Origin of the sequence: Alcanivorax jadensis T9 (genome assembly GCF_000756655.1) — a bacterium.
Classification (GTDB): Bacteria; Pseudomonadota; Gammaproteobacteria; order Pseudomonadales; family Alcanivoracaceae; genus Alcanivorax; species Alcanivorax jadensis.
Window position 1 is genome coordinate 231,251 of the sequence record NZ_ARXU01000004.1, and the last position, 16,415, is coordinate 247,665.

The following is a 16,415-nucleotide window of genomic DNA, read 5'->3' on the forward strand; positions in this document are numbered from 1 at the left end:
ATGGGCAGTCAGCAATTCAGGTTCAAACCAACCGGAGCCAAACCGTGAGTGATGTGATTCTCGATCGTCGTGATCTCAGTTTTCAGCTGTTCGAAGTACTGGACACCGACACCCTGTTCCAGCGTCCGCGTTTTGCGGAGCACAGCCGGGAAACCATCGAGGCGGCACTGGATACGGCAGAGAAACTGGCCCGGGAAAAGTTCGCCAATCACAACAGCCTGGCGGACAAGGACGAGCCGACCTTTGTGGACGGCAAAGTGGTCATGCGCCCGGAAGTGAAAACCGCTTTCGATGCCTATATCAATGCCGGGTTTCTCTCTTCACGGGCCAGTTTTGAAGAGGGAGGCATGCAGTTGCCGGAAATCGCGGCCGCAGCTTGCAAGGGGATGTTCACTTGTGTGAATCCCAGCTCTACCGGCTATGCTTTTCTGACGGCTGCAGCGGCCAATGTGATTCGCAATTTTGCCAGCGACACCCTGAGATCACAGTTTCTGGAACCGATGATGGCGGGGCGCTTTACCGGCACCATGGCATTGACCGAGCCCCATGCCGGTTCTTCCCTGGCCGACATCCGCACCCGTGCGGTGCCTCAGGAAGACGGTAGCTATCGCCTCAAGGGCAACAAGATCTACATTTCCGGCGGCGATAACGAGCTGGCGGATAATATCGTCCACCTGGTGCTGGCCAAGATTCCCGGTGGCCCGGAAGGGGTGAAGGGGATTTCCCTGTTTGTGGTACCCAAATACCGTTTGGATGCCCAGGGAAACCCGGGGGAGCGCAACGATGTGGTACTTGCCGGCCTGATCCACAAGCTTGGTTACCGGGGCACCACCAGTACTGCGCTGACCTTTGGCGATAATGATGATTGCCATGGCTACCTGGTGGGCGAAGCTCATCAGGGCCTGCGCTATATGTTCCAGATGATGAATGAAGCGCGGGTGGGCGTGGGCTTTGGTGCGGCGGTGCTGGGTTACCGGGGGTATCGCTATGCACTGGATTACGCCCGCGATCGCCTGCAGGGCCGGCATCCGGATGATGCGGATTTCAGCAAACCGCAGGTTCCCATCATTGAACACGCGGATGTAAAACGTCTGTTGCTGACCCAGAAGGCCTACGCGGAAGCGGCCATCGCCATGAGCCTGTATGGCTATCGTCTGGTGGATGACATCGAGACCGGTGATGAGGCGGCAGCGAAGGATGCCCACCTGCTGCTGGATCTGCTCACGCCTGTACTGAAAAGCTGGCCTTCAGAATTTGGTGTCAAAGCCAACGACATGGCCATTCAGGTGTTTGGTGGCGCCGGTTACACCCGCGAATATCCGGTGGAACAGGTATGGCGTGACAACCGCCTTAATCCCATTCACGAAGGCACCACCGGTGTGCAGGGCATGGACCTGCTGGGCCGCAAGGTGTGGATGGCCAACGGCAAGGGGCTGCAACTGCTGGCCCAGCGTATCCTCGCCGATGTCGATAACACCTCGGATGACCGATGCCAGCCTTTTGCCCAGGCGCTGAAAGCCATGTTGCCAAGCGTTGAAGCGGCCACAGCAGCCGCAGGCAAGTTGATGGCAGAGCAGGGGCCGCGCATTGCGCTGTCCAACGCCAATGCCTACCTGCAACTGATGGGGCATACCGTGGCAGCCTGGATGTGGTTGCGGCAGGCCAATGCGGCAGCGGCACTGGATGCCCCCGAAGACAAGGATTTTGCTCAGGGTAAATTGCAGGCGGCGCAGTATTTTTTCCACTGGGAATTGCCCCGGGTGGAACTGGACGCGCAACGATTGATCGATGCCGACGACACCTTTATCACCATGGACAACTGCTGGTTCTGATTGCAGAACATTGTGTGCCTATCGTCATCAGGCTCGGGACCTGCCAAGGCAGGAATAGCTATGACGGTATTTTTAAGCCTCCTCTCCGGAGGCTTTTTTTTGGGTTGCAAACACCGGCCGATTTCCAAAATGTAGGGTGCACTGAGCCTAAGCGAACTGCACCATCAAACGCCCGATTGGTGCAGTTCGCTTAGGCTCAGTGCACCCTACGAATAAAGGAAGGTTTTCGTGGACTCGAAGCGATGCAGGGCGGCCTTGCAAAAACAAATACCCCAAACAAAAAAAGCCCGGCAATGCCGAGCTCTTTTTCGCTGTTAACTATTCACTGTTAACTGCTTTTTCCTCACCCTTCCCACTTGCGCAGTACCAGGCTGGCATTGGTGCCACCAAAGCCAAAGCTGTTGCTCAGCACGGTGGCCGGGCCGCTATCCTTCCCCTGCACCAGAATCGGCAGTCCTTCCGACTTTTCATCCAGGGTTTCGATATTGGCGCTCAGGGCGGTGAAGTCATGCTGCATCATCAGCAGGCTGTAGATGGCTTCGTGAACCCCGGCGGCGCCCAGGCTGTGACCGGAAAGGCTCTTGGTGGAGCCGATGTCCGGGCAATTGTCGCCAAACACTTCTCGAATGGCTTTCAGCTCAGCCACATCCCCCACCGGGGTGCTGGTGCCGTGGGCATTAATGTAATCGACCTTGCCGTCCATGGTGGCCAGTGCCTGGCGCATGCAGCGCGCAGCGCCCTCGCCGTTGGGCGCGACCATGTCATGGCCGTCACTGGTGGCGCCATAGCCGATCACTTCTGCGTAGATTTTTGCGCCACGCGCTTTGGCATGTTCCAGCTCTTCGACAACGACCATGCCGCCACCGCCCGCGATCACAAAGCCATCGCGGTTGGCATCGTAAGCCCGGGAGGCCGTTTGCGGCGTGTCGTTGTACTTGCTGGACAGGGCGCCCATGCCGTCGAACAGACAGCTCAGGGTCCAGTGTTCTTCTTCACCACCGCCGGCAAACACCACGTCCTGTTTGCCCAGTTGAATCTGTTCCACCGCGTTACCAATACAGTGGGCGCTGGTGGCGCAGGCGGAAGCAATGGAGTAGTTGATACCCTTGATCTTGAAAGGCGTGGCCAGGCAAGCGGAGACGGTGGAGGCCATTACCCGGGGCACCATGTAGGGGCCAACGCGTTTAACGCCACGGTTGCGGGCGATATCTGCGGCTTCCACCTGATTAAAGGAGGAGTGGCCACCGGAGCCGGCGACCAGACCGGTTCGCTCGTTACTGACTTGGTCTTCTTCCAGGCCCGCATCGGTGATCGCCTGTTGCATGGCGATGTAGGCATAGGCGGCCGCATCACCCATGAAACGACGGGGCTTGCGGTCGATGAAGTCTTCCAGTGCGATTTCCGGGGTGCCGGCAACGTGGCTGCGCATGCCCAGCTCTTTGTAGTCTTCCTTGAAGCGAATGCCGGAACGGCCCTCGCGCAAGGACCGGGTGACGCTATCGGTATCGTTGCCCAGGCAGGAGACAATGCCCATTCCTGTGATGACTACGCGGCGCATGTTTGGCTCCTAAAATCCGTCGGTGGAAGTGAACAGGCCTACGCGCAGGTCTTCGGCAAGGTAGATCTCCTTGCCGTCAACGCTGACGGTGGCATCGGCGATGCCCAGAATCAGCTTGCGGGAAATGACCCGTTTCACGTCCAGTTTGTAGGTTACCTTCTTGGCTGTTGGCAGAATCTGCCCGGAGAATTTCACACTCCCCACGCCCAGGGCGCGGCCGCGGCCCGGGTGACCCAACCAGCCCAGCAAAAAGCCCAGCAGCTGCCAGGTGGCATCCAGGCCAAGGCAGCCGGGCATCACCGGATCACTTTCGAAGTGGCATTCGAAAAACCACAGGTCCGGGCGAATATCCAGCTCGGCGATAATTTCGCCTTTACCGTACTTGCCACCCTGATCGCTGATATGGGCAATACGGTCCATCATCAGCATGTTGGGTAGTGGCAGGCGCGCGTTGCCGGGCCCGAAAAGCTCGCCGTGGGCGCAGGCAAGCAAGTCCTCGCGATCGTAGGAGGATTTCTGTTCTGTTGTAGTGCTCAAAGTCTTACTCCGTGAAGGCCTGATGGCACATTCCGAGTATATGGATGATTTATGACGTTTTATCGGCACCGCTATGACACGGTGTCATGATCGAACGCATACTAGCAAAGCCAAGTGAAAGCATACGAATAGCAAGCGTCTCAAAATATGTCGAAAGGATGGCTTTACCGAAAATGACCGATGAACGGACAATAAAGACGCTGGTCTATGCTTCCTGAGGATCAATTGCGGCTCGGGAACGGCTGAAATTCATTATAGGTTATTCAGCGACTCCCTCCACGCCACGGACTTGCAATTGCCGGACCATGTACCGATGCTATGCGCGCCGGACCGCGCGTAACGGCGGTTTGACAGGCATCGGACAGTAAAAAGCGGATTGAGGAGCTCTCGTGGCGGCAGAAATCGGGCATCTATCCCTGTGGTTGGCACTGGCTGCAGCCCTGTGTTTATCAGTATTCCCGTTGATCGGGGTGCATCGTAACATTCTTGCCCTGCAATGGTATGCCCGCCCGCTGGCCTGGGTTCAGTGGCTGGCACTGACCCTTTCCATGGTCTGCCTGGGCTATAGCTTCTACATTAACGACTTCTCCGTGGCCTATGTGGCCAACCACAGCAATTCCGCGTTGCCGCTGGCCTATCGGCTATCCGCCATATGGGGTGGTCATGAAGGCTCGCTGCTGCTGTGGGGCTGGATGCTGGGCGGCTGGGCGGCCATGGTCGGGGTGCTGAGTCGCAGCGTTCCCCTGCACATGGTCGCCCGGGTGTTGTCCGTGATGGGCATGATCTCGGTGGGCTTCCTGCTGTTCATGCTGCTGACATCTAATCCCTTTGATCGGGTCTTGCCCTGGTTCCCGCTGGACGGGGCGGATCTGAATCCGCTGCTGCAGGACCCGGGCCTGATTATTCACCCGCCCATGCTGTATATGGGCTATGTGGGCTTTTCCGTGGCCTTTGCCTTTGCCGTGGCCGGGCTGCTGGCAGGCAATATGGATCCGGCCTGGGCGCGTTGGGCCCGGCCCTGGACCACCGTGGCCTGGAGTTTTCTCACCGTGGGCATCGCTCTGGGCTCCTGGTGGGCCTACTACGAGCTGGGCTGGGGCGGCTGGTGGTTCTGGGATCCGGTGGAAAATGCCTCGTTGTTGCCCTGGCTGGCGGGCACTGCCCTGATCCATTCCCTGGCGGTAACGGAAAAACGCAACATGTTCCGGGCCTGGACCGTGTTGCTGGCCATCATCGCTTTCTCACTGAGCCTGCTGGGTACCTTCCTGGTGCGTTCCGGAGTGCTGACCTCGGTCCATGCCTTCGCCAATGATCCGGAGCGGGGCACCTTTATTCTGGCGTTCCTGAGTGTGGTTGCTGGCGGCGCACTGACCCTGTTTGCGTTTCGTTCTTCCGCCCTGACCAACAACAAGGGCTTCAAGCCGGTGTCCCGGGAAGCCTTCTTGCTGGGCAACAATCTGATTCTTCTCACCGCCACCTTTGTGGTGCTGGTGGGCACCGTGGCCCCGCTGTTCTTCGAGGCCATGGATCTGAAAATTTCCATCCGCAGCCCGTACTTCAACGGGTTCTTTGTGCCACTGACGCTGGTACTGATCCTGTTGATGGTGCCGGGCGTTTTCAGTAACTGGAAACGTCAGGATGGCAACGGCCTGCTCAAGCGCATGGCACTGCTGGCACCGGCGGCGATCATTGCCGGCTGGTTTGCTGCGCGGCTCCCCGAGCCATCCCCCTGGCAGGGCGTGCTGGCGATCATGCTGGCTCTGTTCCTGGTGTTTGCCCATGTGGATGACGTGGTGCGCCGGGCCAGAGCTTATGGCCAGGGATTCTTTACCGGCTTGGGGAAACTGGGGCGCGGTTACTGGGGCATGGTCATGGCCCACTGTGGCCTGGCGGTGATGGTGGCAGGCATTACCCTGGTGAGCTTCCACGAAGTGGAAAGGGATATTCGTATGGCGCCCGGGGATCAGGCATCCATCGGTGAATATGCGTTTGTGTTTGACAGCCTGGACAGTTATGTCGGTCCCAACTTCGACTCTACCCGTGGCCACTTCCATGTGACCTATCAGGGCGAGCCGGAAGCCATCATGCATCCGGAAAAACGTACCTATCACGCCAGTGGTCAGATCATGACGGAAGCCGCCATCGATGCCGGGTTCTGGCGCGACCTTTATGTGGCCATGGGCGAGCCGCTGGAAGACGGCAATGCCTGGGCCGTGCGTATCTATTTCAAACCGGGTATCCGCTGGATCTGGCTGGGCGCCCTGATGATGGCGTTGGGTGGAGCGCTAGCGCTGTCTGACAAGCGTTACCGTCGTCAGCGATTTGCGACCAGCGAAGAAGGAGTTTCCCATGAAAGCTAATTCTCCCTGGGTATTCCTGCCGCTGGTCGGCTTCGTGTTGCTGGCGGTGCTGTTGGGCAGCGGTCTGGGGCGCGATCCCCAGGAATTGCCATCGGCACTGGTGGGCAAACCGGTGCCGACCTTCAGCCTGCCATCGCTGATGACCGACGAAACCCTTACCCAGGATTCTTTGAAAGGCCGCTGGCAGTTACTTAACGTCTGGGCCACCTGGTGCCCCACCTGTTATGTGGAGCATCCCTTTCTGCTGGAACTGGCCGCCCGCGGCGTTGCCATTGCCGGCCTCAACTACAAGGATGACAGTGCACCAGCTCGCCAGTATCTGGCCGAACAGGGCAACCCCTTTACCCATGTGATTGTGGATGCCGATGGTCAACTGGGTTTGGACCTTGGCGTCTACGGCGCCCCGGAAACCTTCCTGATCAACCCGGACGGCGAGATCGTGCTGCGCCATGCCGGCGACCTGAATGCGCGCGTCTGGCAGGAAAAGTTTGCTCCCTTGCTTGAGCAGGGCTCACAGGAGGGCGGAGCATGACCATGATTCTGCGTACCGTCTTTCTGCTTTGCCTCTCTCTGTCGGCGATGGCCGCTACCGACCTCTATCAGTTTGAGACTCCGGAACAGGAACAGCGCTTTCGGGTATTGCTGGATGAGCTGCGTTGCCCCAAATGCCAGAACCAGAGCCTGGCCGATTCCGATGCCGGTATTGCCCAGGATATGCGCGTTCGGGTAGAGAGCATGATCAAGGAAGGCAAAAGCGATGAAGAAATTGTCGATTATTTTGTCTCCCGCTATGGCGACTTTGTCAGTTACCGTCCGCCAGTAACGCCCACCACTTCCATTCTCTGGCTGGCGCCTTTGTTATTGCTGGGCAGTGGTGCTGTGGTCATCGTGCTTCTGCTGCGCCGTGCCAGTGCCAGAGTGGATGACAATGATGCCGCTGATGATAGCGACGTTAATCAGGGGGGAGACCGGTAATGATGTGGATTGTGATTGCGCTGGTTCTGCTGCTGGCCCTGGGTGTCTTGTTGTGGCTGTTGTGGCAGCGCGAAGCCCGCAAGGCAGGCAAGGTGATGCGGGGTGCCATTGGCATTCCCCTGATCATGCTGGTGCTGGCCGCCGCCGGGTATGGCCTGGTCGGCTACAATGAACATACCAGTGACTGGCTCAACGACCAGCAGGAATACCGGTCGGTGGCCCGAGCCATTATCGCTGGCGAGTCGCCGGAGCGGGCGGCGTCAGAGGTACCTGTCGGCGCCCTGGTGCGTGTACTGCAGGCGGAGCTGGTGAAGAACCCGTCAGCCATGGGCTGGTACGCACTGGGCTCCCTGTTCGACCAGCTCGATGCCCCTGAGCAGAGTGAAGAAGCCGCCCGCAAGGCGGTGGCGATGAGCCCAGAGGAACCGGCCATGCATCTGTTGCTGGCCCGGGCGCTGATCCAGAAAGCCGGTGGCAAATTAACCGATCCGGCCCTGGCCGAACTGCGCTGGGTACTGGACCGGGAGCCGACACACGATGGAGCCTGGATGATGCTGGCCATGTCTGCGGACCGGGCCGGGCGCTATGACCTGGCCGAGCAGGGCTGGCAAGCGCTGTTGTCCCGGCACAGTAATGGTGAAACCGGCGATCTGCTGCGTCGCGGCCTGGAAAATGCCCGTGAGCAAAAGGCCCGCCAGGGAAAATTTGCCGGTATTGAGGCCGTCGTTGCGGCGGAAGACCTGCCGGCGGGGGGCACCGTTTTTGTCTATCTTCGCGAGGCAGGCAGTAGCGGCCAACCTCTCGCAGCCCGTCGTCAGGTGGTGCCACATTTTCCTGCCACCGTGTCTTTGTCCGCCCAGGACTGGCTGCAACGCTACCCGGATGACGGTGCGGAGCTAGTGATTGGTGCCCGCTACACCCCGGCTCCCGGTGGCGCAGTGGACCAGGCTGCCATCATGGCCCCGGTCAAACCCCTGGAGCTGCCGCAGGACAGCCCCGCCATGCTGGTTCTCGAACGCCCCTGATCCCGCCAACTCCCCGGGGTGCTACCAAGGTAGCACCCTCCTATTACTTGTGAAGAACCGGGCCTCAGGGTAAAGTTGCACCCCTTCGGAGGCCCCTGAGTGGCCCAAACGGAAGGTTCTGCAACAATTTCGCGTCGTCAAAGTGCCCAGCTATGCATGGAAACGCCTGAATCAGGTCTCTGATTCAGCGCTTTATTGCCTTGATGTGAGTGCTCTGGCCGGCTTCCTTTGTGACAGAGCGTTTCACTTGGCCTTCTGATGCCTTTTCGACCACAGAAAGATGGAGAATCCTATGCGTGTCATCCTGCTTGGTGCCCCCGGTGCGGGCAAGGGCACCCAGGCGCAGTTCATCAAGGAACAGTTCAATATTCCTCAGATTTCCACCGGTGACATGCTGCGCGCTGCTGTTAAAGCAGGCACTCCCCTGGGTTTGGAAGCCAAGAAAGTGATGGATGCCGGCGGTCTGGTATCCGATGACATCATTCTGGGCCTGGTCAAAGAGCGTATCAGCGAAGACGACTGCGCCAACGGTTTTCTGTTCGATGGCTTCCCCCGCACCATTCCCCAGGCGCAAGCGCTGGTGGAGCAGGGTGTGGATATCGACTTCGTGGTCGAAATCGATGTGGACGATGAAGAGATTATCGAGCGCCTGAGCGGTCGTCGTGTGCATCCGTCCTCCGGCCGGGTTTACCACGTCAAATACAACCCGCCGAAAGAAGCCGACAAGGACGATGAAACCGGTGAAGAGCTGGTTCAGCGTGATGACGACAAGGAAGAGACCGTTCGCAAACGTCTCGAGGTGTATCAGTCCCAGACCCGCCCGCTGGTAGATTTCTACCAGGATCTGGCGAAAAAGGACGATGCCAAGGCGCCCCGCTATGTGCGCGTGGCCGGTGTTGGTTCGGTGGATGATATCCGCAGTCGCGTGCTGGATGCTTTGCAAGGCTGAGAAGCAGCACAGCAGAGATAGATTGAAAAAGGGAAGCCCGGCGGCTTCCCTTTTTTGTGCGTACCTTTCTTGCTGGCGGGGGCGCCAATGCGCGTCTCCACACGTCAGGGCCTCTGGCAGCACCGTCAGTGAGCGTCTGAAAAGACACTGAACACTTCCGGGTTCGATGTTGGTATCGCCAACAGGGCTGCTTTACCGCGCCTTCGCAATACCCACAGCGCTTTTCACGGTATAAGGGAAGTAAGACGACGTTTCCCTTTTCCTGGGAGAATGCGCCGGCTCTGTGTACTCAGGTATCGCCTGTTTCTATAAATTGCATAGGTCCGACGCTTTGCCAATAGAATAGCAGCCACCCGGTGACCCAGGGCTTCCCTGCAAACCATGAAGCTGACTTCCTTGTTGGGTTTCTCTCTGCGGCCTCGCGTTGCCTCTTTTCGTATCCTGTTAAATGACTGTCATGCGCAAGACCTTGTCACCACTGGTTGATTGGCTAAAGGGCAAAGCAGGGCGCCAAAAATTTAACGGGTTCCTCTCAATGATCGCGACACGCACGATCCTGTATCCCCGCTGGACCCTGCTTGCCGATTTCCCGGCATGTGTGCGCCAGTCTGTTATCGGTGTGTATGGTAAGTGCTCATGCCGAGTTTTCCATTGTAGTGCAGCGTTTCTCCAGAGCGGTTTTTCTTGAAAAAGGCCCGAAGATGTCACTTTTCTACTCAGGAAAGCAGGGCATGTGGTGGTAGTAGCGGCTTGTGGCGACGTTGCTGCTGCGCTGGTACGAGCTAATATCCTTTCTATTCCGGGGCGCATTCCAATGCAATTGCTGCAGGGTTTTCTATGACAGGCCAATGCACCACTTCCGGTTTTTCTATGCCATGGCCGGCTGGGATTTATTTAACAAAAGTGCGTAAATCAGCAGGAAAAATATTCCTTTGCGGTTTTTAAGCAGGCACATCCGGCCTGTCAGAAGGCCTGCAGAAAATGTTTTTTCAGAAACAGAAAAGGAATCAGAAAAGGGGCACAGATAAAACTGGACGACGGTAAATGAAAAAAACAAAAACGAATTGGTCAAATAATGTACCAACTGATTTTTTTTTATGCTATTTTTCGAATTGTCGCAGTACTGATGACAACGCCATAGCTTAGGAGATCAATCATGGCTCGAGCAAAAAAAGCCGCCGCAAAAAAAACGGCAGCGCGTAAGCCCGCAGCAAAGAAAGCTACCGCTGCAAAAGCACCGGCTCTGCCAAAGTCCGTTACTAACGCTGAATCCAAGGTGAAACTGCAGCAGAAAGCCGTGGAGCAGGCGCAGAAAAAAGCCGAACAGACTCAGGCGAAACTGGACAAGCACCGCGCCAAGATCGATACCGAGAATGGCAAGCTGTCCAAAATGCGTGCTGATGTTGCCGCCAAACGTGACAAAGCCAAGGCCTCTTCCACCGCCGCCGCCAAGCGCGCAGTGGATACGGCACGCGGTCGCATGAATACCGTTCGTTTGAAACTGCAGGATCTGCGTGGTGAAGCCAAGCTGATTCGTGCGGAAATCCAGGCGGCCAAGAAAGTCGCCACTCGCGAGGTGAAAAAATTCCGCACCGCCGAGCGTAACCTGAAGACCAAGCTGCGTGAACACGAGCGCAAGCTGGCGAAAAAAGCCAAGGCCGAGCAGAAAAAAGCGGAGCAGAAAGCCAAAGCGGCTGCCAAGAAGGCCGCAGCGAAAGCCAAACGCGCCGTAAAGAAAAAAACGACCCGTAAAAAAGCGGCCACTCGCAAGGCGCCAGCCAAAAAAGCGGCAACCCGCAAGGCTCCTGCCAAGAAAACCGCAGCCAAGCGCAAGCCAGCCGCCAAAAAAGCTGCCGCTCGCAAGACGCCAGCCAAGAAAAAAGCGGCTACCAAGCGTCCAGCCGCCAAGAAGTCGTCCTGATCCCACGATCCGGACTGATTTAAAAAAGCCCCGCAATCGCGGGGCTTTTTTTATGATGGCAAACGCAAAACCCCGCGTCTTTCCAAAATGTAGGGTGCACTGAGCCTAAGGCGAACTGCACCGATCGGGCGGCTGATGGTGCAGTTCGCCATAGGCTCAGTGCACCCTACGCAACCGGCGGCGGTCAGGAGCCTTGCCCTGAATCACCGCAAAACTCCCTGATTCCTGTCCCAGGCAAAGCAACGCTCACTGACTAGTTGCTCCCTCTGCGCTATATCTGTGTGCGCGTTGGTGGGACAGGGCAGGAGAGGGTGTAAGCAACAATGTGACTAGTGACTGGCTTGACCATGACGAAATGCGGTCAGGCCAATGCTTCCTTTCGTGAAAGCGGTTGATAATGATTCGCGTTAGGGTTATCATGCCCACTAGAGATTGAGGGATGGCATTCTTATGTACGTATGCATTTGTAAGGGCATTACTGACAACCATATACGGGAAGCGGTCGGCAACGGCTGCGACAGCCTGCGTGATCTTCGTCGGGAACTTGGGGTTGGAAGTCAGTGTGGTAAATGTGCCCGTCATGCCCGCCAAGTGATGCGTGAAGCCCGTAGCGCCAACGAGGCCCCCTCATTCTCGCACCCTTCCTCTGACAGTGTGGTGGTCTACTGGCCGCAAACCGCATAACTAATCGTTCTCATTTACATAAGCGCTTGTATTGCAAGCGCTTTTTTGCATTCCTGCCTTGTCTCTGTCATCTCCTTGCTTAACAATGGGGGTTAACCCAAGTTAAGCGGACGGAGACAACCCCCATGAAAGGCGACGCCAAGGCGATTGAGTACCTGAACCGGGCACTCGGCAACGAACTCGTAGCCATCAACCAGTACTTCCTGCATGCCAAAATGTACAAGGACTGGGGTCTCCAGGCGCTCTATGAGAAGGAGTACCACGAGTCCATCGACGAGATGAAACACGCGGACTGGCTGGTAGAGCGCATCCTGTTTCTTGAAGGCATTCCCAATCTGCAGGATCTGGGCAAGCTGATGATTGGTGAAAACACCAAAGAAATGCTCGAGTGCGATCTCAAGCTGGAAAAAATGGCGGTGCCGGACCTGCGTGAAGGTATTGCCTACTGCGAATCCATCCAGGATTACATCAGCCGCAACCTGCTCAAGAACATTCTCGAATCCGAGGAAGAGCACATCGATTGGCTGGAAACCCAGCTCAGTCTGGTCAAGCTGGTCGGCATCGAAAATTACCTGCAAAAACAAATGGAAACCGCAGAAGACTGATTGCTGAAGTTTTGAGCGACCGGCGCTTGACTCCCGGCGGGGCTTTGGGAATAATGCGCAGCCTCTCGGGGCGATACAGCAACGAGACATGCACCGGTAGCTCAGTTGGATAGAGCAACTGGCTACGAACCAGTAGGTCGGGGGTTCGAATCCTCCCCGGTGCGCCATATCCCTAAAAGGGCCCGCTAGTTAGCGGGCCCTTTTTCGTTTCGGCCTGGCACAAAACAAACCGCGTCATCTTCCTTCGGTGGACGTCCGGCGCCGTCTGAGCCGCACCAATTGATCAAATCAATCACACCCCCTGTACACAGGCCTCATTGCAGGTTGTCGACAATCCCTCTACATTCCCAGAAATCGACGAGAGAGACTCGGAAATCTCCCGAATAACCCAGGGAGCCTTCCGGGGATGCCTGCTGACACGGTGGGCTGTCCCGCTTTCGCCTGCGGTAATGCAAACCGCCACCGGAACCGTAAAGGAGTGTTCCATGAACACACTGATGGCCCAGGGCCTGGAGCTCATGCTGATCGGCATGGGTGTGGTCTTTTCCTTTCTGATTATTCTCGTGGCCGTAACGACGTTAATGTCGTTGCTGGTGAAACGCTTCGGGCAGGCGCCAGCCGTGAGCGCCGCGACAACGACCGCAGCACCCGCCGGAGACATGCCGTCCCCTGCGGTTATCAAGGCCATTGAAAAGGCGGTGCGTCAGCACCGGCAGTCCCAGCAATAACCGGAATTTTTCCATGAGTGATCACAAGCCTCTGGGCATCACCGATGTGGTGCTGCGCGACGCCCATCAGTCCCTGTTTGCTACCCGCATGCGTCTGGACGACATGTTGCCCATTGCCGCAGAACTGGACGACATCGGTTTCTGGTCCCTGGAATCCTGGGGCGGCGCCACCTTTGATGCCTGCATCCGTTATCTGGGCGAAGACCCCTGGGAGCGTATCCGCGAGCTGAAAAAGGCCATGCCCAACACGCCTCAGCAGATGTTGCTGCGCGGCCAGAACCTGCTCGGCTATCGGCACTACGCCGACGATGTGGTGGATGCGTTTGTGGAACGCGCTGCGGAAAGTGGCGTGGATGTGTTCCGGGTGTTCGATGCCATGAACGACATGCGCAACATCGAGCGTGCCATCGCCGCCGTCATCAAACAGGGCAAACACGCCCAGGGCACCATCGCCTACACCGTCAGCCCGGTGCATACCCTGGATATGTGGGTAGAGCAGGGCAAGGTGATCGAACAGATGGGCGCCCATTCCGTGGCCATCAAGGACATGGCCGGCCTGCTGCGCCCCAATGTGGCCTTTGAGCTGGTCAGCCGCCTCAAGCAGACGCTGTCTATTCCGGTTCACATGCAGTGCCACGCCACCACCGGTCTTTCCACGGCAACCGCACTGAAAGCCGCCGAGGCCGGCATTGATAATGTGGACACCGCCATCTCGTCCATGTCCATGACCTACGGCCACAGCCCCACCGAGTCCGTGGTGGCCATGCTGGAAGGCACCGACCGGGATACCGGCCTGGATCTGAAAAAACTCAATCGCATCGCCGGCTACTTCCGTGAAGTGCGCAAGAAGTACGCCCAGTTTGAAGGCAGCCTGCGCGGTGTGGATGCGCGCATCCTGGTGGCCCAGGTGCCCGGCGGCATGCTCACCAATATGGAAAGCCAGCTGAAAGAGCAGGGCGCCACCGACCGCTTCGACGAAGTGCTGCAGGAAATTCCCGCCGTGCGCGAAGACCTGGGCTTTATTCCTCTGGTCACGCCCACCTCCCAGATCGTCGGCACCCAGGCGGTGCTCAATGTGCTGTCCGGCGAACGCTACAAGGCGTTGAGCAAGGAAACCCGTGGCGTACTGCGCGGTGAATACGGCGCGGCGCCAGCGGCCTTCAACAGCGAATTGCAGGCCCGTGCCCTGGACGGCGACGAGCCCATCACCTGCCGCCCGGCGGACCTGATCGACGACGAAATGGACAGCCTGACCCGGGAAGTGGAAACCCTGGCTAGCGAAAAAGGCCTGACGCTGGCGGAAGGCAAGCGCCGCATTGATGATGTGCTCACCTATGCGCTGTTTACGCAAATCGGCCTGCGGTTCCTGGAGCATCGCGGCGACCCCTCCGCGTTCGAGCCGGTCCCCGACGGCAAGGCGTTGCCTGTGGTCGGCAACAGCGACGGCGTTTATACCGTGGATGTGGATGGCCGGGAGTACACCGTCAAAGTCAGTGACGGTGGCGACGTGACCGGCATCAAGGCCCTGGGCGAAAGCGCAGGGGCTGGCCAGTCCAACCCGCCGGTGGTGCACAACCCGTCCCAGAGCACCCCGATCCCCGCGCCCCTGGCCGGCAACATCTTCAAGGTGCTGGTGAAACCTGGCGACCGGGTTACCGAAGGGCAGAAGATCATGGTGCTGGAAGCCATGAAAATGGAAACCGACGTGTCCAGCCCGGAAGCGGGCATCGTCACCGAGCTGGCAGTGAAAGAGGGCGACGCCGTCACCGTCGGCCAGACCCTGCTCAGCCTGGAGCCGGCCCATGGATAAACTGGAGACGCTCTGGCACAGCACCGGCCTGTTTCATCTGTCCGGTGGCCAGCTGATCATGCTGCTGGTCTGCCTCGGCCTGCTGTGGCTGGCCATCAACAAGAAATTTGAGCCGCTATTATTATTGCCCATCGGCTTCGGCGGCCTGCTGGCCAACATCCCCGTGGCCGGGCTGGCGGAATCCGCCATCAGCCAGGCCATGCACTTCGGCAGCCAGGATCTGCTCGCCAGCATGGCCCAGGTGCTCGGCATGGATGCCGATGCCGGGCGAGAAGCGCTCTATAAAGCCGCTGAAGGCGCCGGGCCCGCAGTGCAGGACCAACTCCACCACCTGGCGCAAAAAGCCAACTACGGCGATGGCATCCTCTACCTGATCTACACCGTGGGCCTGATGACCGGCATCTTCCCGCTGCTGATCTTCATGGGCGTGGGCGCCATGACCGACTTCGGCCCGCTGCTGGCCAACCCGCGCACCCTGTTGCTGGGCGCCGCAGCCCAGTTCGGCATCTTCGCGGCCCTGCTGGGGGCCCTGGCGCTGAACTTCCTGGGCATGGAATTCTCCCTGGCGGATGCCGCGGCCATCGGCATCATCGGCGGCGCAGACGGCCCCACATCCATTTACGTGACCACCAAGCTGGCCCCGGAACTGCTCGGCGCCATTGCCGTGGCGGCCTATTCCTACATGGCCCTGGTGCCGATCATTCAGCCCCCGATCATTCGCGCCCTCACCACCGCCAAGGAACGCACCATCAAGATGGAGCAGCTGCGCCCGGTGAGCCAGACGGAGAAGATCCTCTTCCCCATCCTGCTACTGGTGCTGGTGGCGTTGGTATTGCCCGATGCGGCGCCGCTGCTGGGCATGTTCTGCCTGGGTAACCTGATGAAGGAATCCGGCGTGGTCAGCCGTCTGGTGGACACCACCAGCAATGCGCTGATCAATATCGTCACCATCATGCTCGGCCTGGCAGTGGGCGCGAAGCTCAGCGCGGAGCAGTTCCTGGTTATGGAAACCCTGGGCATCCTGGTGCTGGGCCTGGTGGCCTTCATGATCGGCACCGCCACCGGCGTGCTTATGGCCAAACTGCTCAACCGCCTCAGCCACCACCCGGTGAACCCCATCATCGGCGCCGCCGGCGTGTCCGCCGTGCCCATGGCCGCCCGCGTGGCCAACAAGGTGGGCCTGGAAGCCAACCCCCACAACTTCCTGCTCATGCACGCCATGGGCCCCAACGTGGCCGGCGTCATCGGCTCCGCCGTCGCCGCCGGCGTCCTCCTCAACTTCGCCGGCTAACCCGCGCGGCCCCAGGCCGCGCCGCTACGAGCTACGAGCTACGAGCTACGAGCTACGAGCTACAAGCTACGAGCTACGAGCTACGAGCTACGCTCGATTGGATTGGAAAGGTCTGGCAAGTTCCTTGGGCCTCGTCATTT

General features: G+C 58.6%; 14 protein-coding genes and 1 tRNA gene. 13 read left to right on the top strand and 2 right to left on the bottom strand.

The window, feature by feature from the left end:
- Nucleotides 1-44 precede the first annotated feature (44 nt).
- Entirely contained in the window at nucleotides 45-1,832 is a 1,788-nt protein-coding gene (locus tag T9A_RS07845) for an acyl-CoA dehydrogenase (protein WP_035246702.1), read from the top strand.
- Nucleotides 1,833-2,175: 343 nt separating this feature from the next.
- Here T9A_RS07845 and fabB read toward each other — a convergent pair whose 3' ends face one another.
- A complete protein-coding gene (fabB, locus tag T9A_RS07850) occupies nucleotides 2,176-3,390 on the bottom strand; it encodes a beta-ketoacyl-ACP synthase I (RefSeq protein WP_035246705.1) in 1,215 nt (404 codons plus the stop codon).
- Nucleotides 3,391-3,399: 9 nt separating this feature from the next.
- Entirely contained in the window at nucleotides 3,400-3,927 is a 528-nt protein-coding gene (gene fabA, locus T9A_RS07855; RefSeq protein WP_035246707.1) for a 3-hydroxyacyl-[acyl-carrier-protein] dehydratase FabA, read from the bottom strand.
- A gap of 389 nt (nucleotides 3,928-4,316) precedes the next feature.
- On the opposite strand from fabA, the gene T9A_RS07860 reads away from it, so the two are divergent.
- The 12 genes from T9A_RS07860 to T9A_RS07910 all read left to right on the top strand — a co-directional run bounded on the left by T9A_RS07860 (nucleotide 4,317) and on the right by T9A_RS07910 (nucleotide 16,275).
- The gene (locus T9A_RS07860) at nucleotides 4,317-6,287 is read left to right on the top strand and encodes a heme lyase CcmF/NrfE family subunit (RefSeq protein ID WP_035246709.1); all 1,971 of its coding nucleotides are present in this window, start codon (nucleotides 4,317-4,319) and stop codon (nucleotides 6,285-6,287) included.
- Nucleotides 6,277-6,819 (top strand): DsbE family thiol:disulfide interchange protein, encoded by a 543-nt coding sequence (locus tag T9A_RS07865; protein ID WP_035246712.1) that lies wholly within the window; start codon nucleotides 6,277-6,279, stop codon nucleotides 6,817-6,819. Before T9A_RS07860 ends, T9A_RS07865 begins: the two co-directional genes overlap by 11 nt.
- Nucleotides 6,816-7,262, top strand: a complete 447-nt coding sequence (locus T9A_RS07870; protein WP_035246714.1) for a cytochrome c-type biogenesis protein — start codon at nucleotides 6,816-6,818, stop codon at nucleotides 7,260-7,262. The genes T9A_RS07865 and T9A_RS07870 overlap by 4 nt, the downstream gene beginning before the upstream one ends.
- Complete coding sequence (locus tag T9A_RS07875; RefSeq protein WP_035246715.1) at nucleotides 7,262-8,287, top strand: tetratricopeptide repeat protein; 1,026 nt, start codon at nucleotides 7,262-7,264, stop codon at nucleotides 8,285-8,287. Before T9A_RS07870 ends, T9A_RS07875 begins: the two co-directional genes overlap by 1 nt.
- Nucleotides 8,288-8,579: 292 nt before the next feature.
- Complete coding sequence (adk, locus tag T9A_RS07880; RefSeq protein WP_035246717.1) at nucleotides 8,580-9,236, top strand: adenylate kinase; 657 nt, start codon at nucleotides 8,580-8,582, stop codon at nucleotides 9,234-9,236.
- Nucleotides 9,237-10,392: 1,156 nt separating this feature from the next.
- Nucleotides 10,393-11,157, top strand: coding sequence for a hypothetical protein (locus T9A_RS07885; RefSeq protein ID WP_035246720.1), 765 nt, complete (start codon nucleotides 10,393-10,395; stop codon nucleotides 11,155-11,157).
- Nucleotides 11,158-11,607: 450 nt separating this feature from the next.
- Nucleotides 11,608-11,841: a bacterioferritin-associated ferredoxin gene (locus T9A_RS16840; protein WP_084573433.1), complete on the top strand. Its 234-nt coding sequence runs from the start codon at nucleotides 11,608-11,610 to the stop codon at nucleotides 11,839-11,841.
- Nucleotides 11,842-11,966: 125 nt separating this feature from the next.
- The gene (bfr, locus tag T9A_RS07890; protein WP_035246724.1) at nucleotides 11,967-12,446 is read left to right on the top strand and encodes a bacterioferritin; all 480 of its coding nucleotides are present in this window, start codon (nucleotides 11,967-11,969) and stop codon (nucleotides 12,444-12,446) included.
- A 90-nt stretch (nucleotides 12,447-12,536) separates the two neighbouring features.
- Nucleotides 12,537-12,613 (top strand) — tRNA-Arg (locus tag T9A_RS07895).
- Nucleotides 12,614-12,931: 318 nt separating this feature from the next.
- Nucleotides 12,932-13,174: an OadG family protein gene (locus T9A_RS07900; protein ID WP_052042634.1), complete on the top strand. Its 243-nt coding sequence runs from the start codon at nucleotides 12,932-12,934 to the stop codon at nucleotides 13,172-13,174.
- A 13-nt stretch (nucleotides 13,175-13,187) separates the two neighbouring features.
- Nucleotides 13,188-14,984 (top strand): sodium-extruding oxaloacetate decarboxylase subunit alpha, encoded by a 1,797-nt coding sequence (gene oadA / locus T9A_RS07905; protein ID WP_035246730.1) that lies wholly within the window; start codon nucleotides 13,188-13,190, stop codon nucleotides 14,982-14,984.
- Complete coding sequence (locus T9A_RS07910; RefSeq protein ID WP_035246732.1) at nucleotides 14,977-16,275, top strand: sodium ion-translocating decarboxylase subunit beta; 1,299 nt, start codon at nucleotides 14,977-14,979, stop codon at nucleotides 16,273-16,275. Before oadA ends, T9A_RS07910 begins: the two co-directional genes overlap by 8 nt.
- Nucleotides 16,276-16,415: the final 140 nt, after the last annotated feature.